This is a genomic window from Micromonospora aridisoli, assembly GCF_056150025.1.
The window spans coordinates 1-7,613 of the sequence record NZ_JAXCFK010000027.1 but is presented as its reverse complement, the minus strand read 5'-3'; the positions used below and the strand labels follow the sequence as shown (position 1 = coordinate 7,613).

Annotated in this window: 8 protein-coding genes; 3 read left to right on the top strand and 5 right to left on the bottom strand. The window is 67.6% G+C overall.

Features of this window, described 5'->3' with window-relative positions:
- Together SM447_RS29070 and SM447_RS29065 are read right to left on the bottom strand one after the other, a co-directional pair.
- The coding region (locus SM447_RS29070; protein WP_474576074.1) for a non-reducing end alpha-L-arabinofuranosidase family hydrolase at positions 1–693 on the bottom strand (693 nt) is incomplete at its 3' end.
- Between the two features lie 488 nt (positions 694–1,181).
- Entirely contained in the window at positions 1,182–1,592 is a 411-nt protein-coding gene (locus SM447_RS29065) for a MarR family winged helix-turn-helix transcriptional regulator (RefSeq protein ID WP_474576073.1), read from the bottom strand.
- A gap of 84 nt (positions 1,593–1,676) precedes the next feature.
- Here SM447_RS29065 and SM447_RS29060 point away from each other — a divergent pair, with 84 nt between their 5' ends.
- Entirely contained in the window at positions 1,677–2,549 is an 873-nt protein-coding gene (locus SM447_RS29060) for an NAD(P)H-binding protein (RefSeq protein ID WP_474576072.1), read from the top strand.
- Between the two features lie 38 nt (positions 2,550–2,587).
- Here the strand turns inward: SM447_RS29060 and SM447_RS29055 are convergent, their stop codons facing one another.
- Positions 2,588–2,920 carry a hypothetical protein gene (locus tag SM447_RS29055; protein WP_474576071.1) on the bottom strand — a complete coding sequence of 111 codons (333 nt, stop codon included), beginning with the start codon at positions 2,918–2,920 and terminating at the stop codon, positions 2,588–2,590.
- Positions 2,921–3,125: 205 nt separating this feature from the next.
- Positions 3,126–3,722 (bottom strand): lytic polysaccharide monooxygenase auxiliary activity family 9 protein, encoded by a 597-nt coding sequence (locus SM447_RS29050; RefSeq protein ID WP_474576070.1) that lies wholly within the window; start codon positions 3,720–3,722, stop codon positions 3,126–3,128.
- A gap of 647 nt (positions 3,723–4,369) precedes the next feature.
- On the opposite strand from SM447_RS29050, the gene SM447_RS29045 reads away from it, so the two are divergent.
- A complete protein-coding gene (locus tag SM447_RS29045) occupies positions 4,370–6,202 on the top strand; it encodes an alpha/beta hydrolase-fold protein (RefSeq protein ID WP_474576069.1) in 1,833 nt (610 codons plus the stop codon).
- A gap of 71 nt (positions 6,203–6,273) precedes the next feature.
- Here the strand turns inward: SM447_RS29045 and SM447_RS29040 are convergent, their stop codons facing one another.
- Positions 6,274–6,822 carry a hypothetical protein gene (locus SM447_RS29040; RefSeq protein WP_474576068.1) on the bottom strand — a complete coding sequence of 183 codons (549 nt, stop codon included), beginning with the start codon at positions 6,820–6,822 and terminating at the stop codon, positions 6,274–6,276.
- A 505-nt stretch (positions 6,823–7,327) separates the two neighbouring features.
- Here SM447_RS29040 and SM447_RS29035 point away from each other — a divergent pair.
- On the top strand, positions 7,328–7,613 hold a 286-nt coding region (locus SM447_RS29035; RefSeq protein WP_474576067.1), incomplete at its 3' end, for an endo-1,4-beta-xylanase.

Genomic DNA, 7,613 nt, shown 5'->3' with positions numbered 1-7,613 from the left:
CCACCCCGACCGGGGCTGCGCCAACGCGCCCGTGGAGGACCACCGGTACGACGAGGGCAGGTTGCAGGTACCACCCGGCGGCGGAGTCGTCGGCGTCGGGTTCGGGTTGCCGCCGTCGACCCGAACGAGCTGCCACTGCTGGTTGGCGCCGTTCCAGTCGTCGTACTGCACGATGCTTCCACCGTCGGCGGTCGAAGCGCCCTGCACCTCCACCACCTTGTTGCTGTGCCGACTGATCAACCGAACGTGGCCACCGTCGGAATCGGCCAGCCGGAACTGCTGGTTGGTCCCGTTGGTGTCACTCCACTGCACGATCGCGGCGCCGTTGGCGGTCGACCAGTTGTAGACGTCCAGCACCTTGCCGGACAGCCGCGACTTCAGGCGGTAGTAGCCGCCGCCCGAGTCCACGAACTGCCACTGCTGCTGGTTGCCGTTGTTGCGGGTCCACTGCACGATCCGGGCACCGTCGTTCGTGGCCAGGTTGTACACGTCCAGCGCCTTGCCGCTGTTGCGGTTCACCAGCACGTACCACGCGTTCGTGTCGACCGTCGCCGCGGCGGCGGGTGTCGACACCGCCACCGCGGCGGCACTACCGGCCACCACCGCGGTGACCCCGGCAGCGGCCGCCCGCAGCAACCATCTACGACCCCGGGTGGGAGGCGGGAGAGATGGAGATGTGTCAAAGGCAGACATGATCCTCCTTCAAAATGACGAGACCCGACCGGTCCACCCGGGGGACGGGCGCACCGGGAACGAACCGCCGAACATCAGCGACGATTCTGTTAGCGCTAACATGGATGTCCGCATGCCCCGGCGCACGCCTGATCCAGGGGCCCGACGAAGCAGGCTTGCCCGGTAAGCCACAGGCATCGTCGTCCTTGCCCATCGACTGTGGGCGATAACATGCCGTTCGTCAAGGCGTAATGTTCCGGAATCACTGGCCGGCACGTTCCGGACTCATCGGACTGCGATGCCGCCCGGGCCCGAGGCGGGCACTTCGCCAGCCGCCGACGCAGGCATCGACCGCCCGCCGACACCGGCTCCGAACCGATGCCGGCCGGGGCGGAATGATGGCGCTAACATCGACATTGCCGAGAGTCTGGGCAAGAGGAACGATCGATCAAGGGCGGCCCCCATGATCGGCCGGGGCGATACCACCGCCCCGCAGATTGAAGATCAAGCTAGTGGGGCAGCACCTTCGCCAGCAGCTCGGACAGCTGTCGCCGCTCCTGTTCGGTCAGCACCGCGATCCGCTCGGACGGAAACTCGAACGCCCGCCGGACGGTCCGGCGCACACGTAGCCCCTCCGAGGTGATCGACACGCGCTTGATCCGCCGATCAACCGCGTCGGACTCTCGGGCAACCAGGCCGCGGGCCTCCAGCCGGGACACGAGTTGGGTGACGTTCGAGGCGTCGCAGAGCAGTTCCTCGGCGAGCTCCCCCATGGCACGGCTGCCCTCCGGGAGACGTTCGAGCAGGCACGCCTGCGCTGCGCTGAGCCCAGCAATCTGCGCTGCCCGGTCATACGCCGCGTCGTAGGCGTACACGAGGTCCCACATCTGCTGGGCCAGGACGTCCGCCACCTCGGTCATTGCCTGAGATTAGTTGACCCGCTCATCCATCGGTGTTTAGGTGGTGGCGATACTTTAGTCAATCAATCAAAGGAGCGGTTCGACGTGCAGAGTTCGAGCTCGGCCGGGGCCGGCCCGACCCGCGTGCTGGTGACCGGAGTCCGTGGCAAGACGGGTGCACCGCTGGCAAGGCTGCTCGTGGAGCGGCGAGACATCGAGGTGCTCGGCGGCAGCAGCAGTCCGGAGACCGTCGACATCGAGGGCGTACGCCCGACGGCCTTCTCGTGGGACGACCCGTCCGGATGGTCTGCGGCGACCGACGGCGTCGACGCCATGTACATCGTCCGACCCGATCGGGCGGACGCGCCGGACCTCATCGGCGCGCTGCTCACCGAGACGCCGCGCCGGACCCGGATCGTCCTGCTCTCCGAGCAGGACGCCGACTACATGGGGGACGACGGGTGGGCCCCACGCGCCGAGCGTGCGGTACGCGACAGCGGCCACGCCTGGACGATCCTGCGTCCCAGCTGGTTCATGCAGGTCTTCACCGACCCCCGCTTCTACCGCGACCAGGTCGCCGGCGGGGAGCTGCCGTTCTCCAGCGGTGGTGCCAGCGTGGCCTGGATCGACGCCCGGGACATCGCGGCGGTGGCCGAGCGGACGCTCCTCGACGAGCGACACGCCGGCCAGGTGTACGAAATCACCGGGCCGGAGGCGCTCTCGCTGCCGCACACCACGGAGTTGCTCTCCGCTGCCGCGGGACGTCCGGTGGTTCTGCGAGAGATGACCATTGACGAGGTCGTGGTCGGAACCACGGGCTTCGAGCGAGAGCTCTTCGCGCTGACCTTCGAGCGGGTGCACGCGGGCAGCTTCGCCGAGGTGACCGACACCGTCGAGCGGGTGACCGGACGGCCGGCGCGGACTCTGCAAGCCTTCCTCGCCGACGTCGACCCGCCGTTGGCCCACACAACGGCGTGACGGAACGGCAGAGCCCCGCCGGCCCGCGGGGTTCTGCTTCAGCCCTCGATCGGTGGGCGGTCGCTGTTGAGGTGGAACGCGCGCTCCTCGGCCTCCTGACGGGCCGCGATGAAGTCACGCTGCCAGTCCTGGGCATCGTCCGGAATGCGCGCGACCACGTGCTCACCGTGCATCCGGCCGTCCGGGTCGGTCAGGGTGACCCCGACGACGGTGTGTCCACGCCCCGGGATCGCATAGTGGCGCACCAGCCAACGGGCGGACAACTGCGAAGCATGCCGTCGACGCCGGGCACCGGCCGTCATGGCGACGGAAATCAGCAGGACGGCGGCCAGCACGACGACGGAGACGGCCAGGAACGCGAGGATCCGCACCCGGCCGAGGCTACCGTGCTTCGCGCGGCACTGCCGCTGGTCCGGCCTGTGCCGCTGGTCCGGGCAGTGCCGCTGGTCCGGGCTGTGCCGCTGGTCCGGGCAGTGCCGCCCATGGGCGGCGACCGGCGACCGCTACCGGGGACACCGCTCCGGCCCGGGACAGCGCCCCGGGCCGGAACAGTGCCGCAATTGTCGACCGTACGGATCAGGTGATGTTGATGTCGCTGCACCACATGTAGGTCTGGTCCATGTGCGACGCCTTCCAGATCACGAACAGGACGTGCTGACCGCTGCGCCCGGACGGGATCGAGACGTTGAACGAGATGTTCTGCGTCGGCGCGTAACGCCCGGTCTGCAGGATCTGGTCGATGTTTCCCCAACCGACGCGCTGCGTGTTCGGGTTGAATCCTTGCCGGGTGACATAGACCCGGAAGAAGTCGGCGCCGTGGCTGGCCTGGTCGTAGAACTGGAGCGTGAAGTTGCGGCTCACGTTCCTCGCCTTCCAGGCTCCCGGCTGGTTCAGCGCGTCGTTCCGGGAGAGGGCGTTACTGCAGAGCTGGCCGTCGGGCGTACGGGCCTGGTACTGCCCGCCCAGGCCGTCGCGGAGCTGGCTCATCCAGTTCCACATGGTGTCGGGGTTGGCCTGGAACGCCCGGTAACACATCGGGTCCTGCGTCTGCATGGCCGGATCCATGTGCCGGTGGCCCCAGTTCTGCCAGCACTGGTAGGCGCGGGTCGCCGGGTTGATCACGGTGCCGTGAGCCTGGGCGGCACCGGCGAAGGGCAGGATCCCGACCACCATGGTGAGCGCAAGGAGGAGCGCCTGAAGGGGCCGCCGAACGGCTGACCGGGATTGCCGGCCGGATCGATGGGGGTGGTGTGAACGCACGGTTCATCCTCCGTTCCGAGGCGCTCCCCAGGACGGGTTTGGGAGCGCTTCCACCGAGTATCACACCAATCGGACGAGATATCAATGATCGTCTATTGGTATTGATTGATCGATTTGGCCCGGAATGATCGTCGTGGACACCCTGGAACAACTCTGCCGGCCACAGTGACGAAGCGCCAACCGCGACGACCCGGCGGGCCTCGCGGGGCCGCAGTCGGACCGACGCCGAGGGCCGTGGGGCGGAGGTCTCCCAGCAGGAGCCGTCCCGGTTGGCACCGCGCGACCAGGCGCAACAGCCCTGCAAACACCCTTGACATAGGAGGTGACCCCGGCCACACTACGCACCATGCTAATTCGATTTAGCTGAGCTGAGCCCACTGAGCGCCGAAGGGGTCACATCCGCTGACGGCGGGGTGCCGTGGAAGCGCGGCGGCAAGGCACTTCGACCAGACCAACGACATCGAAGACAGCCACAAGCAGCGGCTACAGAGGAGTTTGCTCAGATGAGGAAGGCGATCGGAAGACGCAGGCTCAGGCGTGCGATCTCGATGCTCGCGATCATGGCACTCAGTGCAGGCGCCGGCGCCACCGTCTCCGTACCGGCCGCCGTCGCAGGCGAGCGCGCGGTCGTGGAAGGCGCCACCGTCACCCCGGACAGCAGTTCACCGACCGGATACACCGTCAGGTTCGTCTACCACAACCCCAACGCCACGCAGGTCCGACTCGCCGGTGATCTGACTCTGCTCGACGTCGGTACCGGCAACACGCGCTATCAACCGGAAGAGTGGCGGACGGGGCGCTACCACGCCGGCGGGGTCGAGTTCCTCAGGGACATGACCAAGGACTCGAACGGATACTGGTCGGTCTCACTTCCGCTGCACGCCGGAAGCCTCAGCTACTGGTACCGGGTCTGGGACCCCACCCAGGGCTGGGCGAACAAGCGCATCTGGGATCCGGCCTCGACGCATCCGCGCCCGCCGGGCGAGTCCTCCTTCCGGGTCAGGAACAACGACGTGCTCGACGCCGTCTACGTGCCGTACGCCGACAGGCAGAACGACCCGGTGCTCAAGGAGCGTGCGGAGTACGAGCTGCCCGCCGCCGACCCCGCACACCGGGGCACTGTCCAGTACATCCCGTACACCACGATCCTGGGCGACGACGGTCACTACCTTGGCGTCTACCTGCCGGCGGGCTATGACGCCAACCGTGCCGAGCCGTACAAGGTCGCCTACCTCGCCCACGGCATCTTCGGTGACGAGACGGACTTCATGGTCCCCGCGAACGTTCCGAACATCCTGGACAACATGACGGCCAAGGGTGAGATCGAGCCGACGGTGGTTGTCACCATGGGTAACCACTTCACCGGCACCAGCCTCGGCTTCGGCTCGTACAACCAGACCAACGCCGCCAACAACCTGGTCCAGACGATCCTCCCGCTCATCGAAACGAACTACAACGTCTCGACCGAGCGCGAGGGACGCGCCTACGCCGGATTCTCGTACGGCGGCATGACGGGCGCCCACGTCATCCGGGGCTACCCGACCACCTTCGCGTTCTACGGGCACTTCTCCGGTAACCCGTCGCTGACCGCGCAGGACTACGACAACGTCGCGGCCGCCGTCGGGGACGACGACCTGTTCGTGTTCCTCGGAAACGGCGTCTTCGAGGGCAACCTCAACGCCCAGAACACCATCGCGAACAACTTCCGGGCACGCGGCTACGCCGCCGCGACGACCCAGGTCCCCGGCGCGCACGACGGGATGACGGCGAGCCAGCTGTTCACGATCTTCGCCAGGGACCACCTCTGGACGGGGGTCGACTCGGTGTCGGTGACGCCCGCGACCGTGGAGCTCACGAAGGGCTGGAACTGGCAGCAGCAGTTCACCGCCCGGGTGAGCACGAACGAGGGCGTCAGCCCGGAGGTGACCTGGTCGGTCGAGGGAGCCGCCTCGACGGCGACGACAATCTCCGCGGACGGTCTGCTCTCGGTGGCCGCCGACGAGTCCGCGTCGTCGCTCACCGTCGTCGCCACGTCGGTGGTGGACCCGACCAAGTCCGGCTCCGCCGAAGTCGCCCTGACGGTGCCGGGGACGACTGCGACCGTGGTGAAGGCGAAGGCCGCCCCGGCGTCGATCGTCCGTGGCGGCACCTTCGAGCTCGACGTCGATGTGCGGGCACAGTCCCAGCACAAGAAGGCACCGGAGGTGACCGGTGCGATCGCTGTGACGTTCGGCGGCACCACCCAGGTGGTTCCGTTGGCCGGCGGCACGGCCGTGGTCAACCTGCCGACAGCGGGGCTGTCGGCAGGGGTGTACCCGGTCCATGTCGCCTACTCCGGTGACCCGATCTACGCACCCACCGCGGCAGTTCACCAGCAGCTACGAGTTCGGTAAACAAACAGCGATCGTGGGCCGGCGACCTCCCGTCGCCGGCCCACGTCGCGCGGTAGGGGCGCCAGGTCCGATCAGCGGCGGTCGAGTGCCGACTGCAGGCGTTGGATGAGTGTCTTGCGGCTCTTCCCCGCGCGTTCTTCTCGCAGTGCCGCCCGGAGCTGACCCGTGTCGAGGTCGCGGACGTGTCGGGTCGCTTCGGCGACCGGCATGTCCGTGAGCGATACGGACGCGGCGTTCCGACGGGCACGCTTGGCCGGTCCGGTATTGGCGACGTACTGCCTGCCGGACTTCGACTCCTTGCGCTTCTTGACGTCGGTCGCGCGCCGCTGCTCCGCGGAAAGCTGGTTCCACGCCTGCTCGGGCAGGTAACGGTCGGTTTCGCCGTCGTGTCGCGCCCGGGTGGTGCCCTGCCGGGTCCGCCATTTCTGGTCGCCCCAGCGCTGCAAGGATTTCTGGCGTTCGTCCTTCGCGCCCTGATAGCCGCCGCCGCGCTTCTGGTACTCCTGGGTGAGCAGCTGGGACTTCCGCGCCGACCACTGTCCCGGCCTGCCGCCCCGATCGGCCGCCTTGATCTCTTCCTTGAGCTGTTCCCGCAGCTCGGGCTTTGTGTACCGCGCCATGTTCGCCGGATACCCGCGGTCGCACACCGTACTCACGACAGGGCGCGGAAGGCAGCGTCGGCGCGGGCGGCAGCGACATCTGATCGTCTTCGGCCGGGCGGATCGGCTACCTCCCCAACCCCGAGCAGAACCCGAAAAACTACCGGTCGATTACCGAAACCACCGGTTGATAACCCTCGATTTTTCTGCCAGCCTAAGAGCCATCGATCGATGTGATCGCTAACATGATCTTCTAGGAGGCGCCTCACGCGACCATCAGGCCCACCGACCTGCCGGGCGACCACGCGTCCACCACCTGGGCCCAACGCCCGCGACCGCTTCCCGGCAGGCGACCCGGACCATCCACCGCAACCCTCCACCTGCTTGTCAGGTGGCCACAGCCAACTCGCCTCCGGCGGAGGTGTGTCCCGGCCGGTCGGCGGACTCGGCACCGCAGGGTCGCCGCCAGCTTAGCGGGGGACTCACATCGAATAGACATTTTCCTATCCCAACCTGGAGGATCAGCATGATCTCCCGGACCCGTCCCTCCGGGCGTCGACTTCGAACGCTCTCTGTCTCCGGAACTGCCGCGATAGTTGCGGTACTCGTCGTCTCGTTGCTGCCGAGTCTCGCCCAGGCTGCCGAGACCACGCTCGGTGCGGCTGCCGCTCAGTCGGGTCGGTACTTCGGTGCCGCGGTGGCGGCGAACAAGTTGTCCGACTCCACCTACGTCGGCATCCTGAACCGTGAGTTCAACTCGGTCACGGCCGAGAACGAGATGAAGATCGACGCGCTTGAGCCGCAGCAGGGGC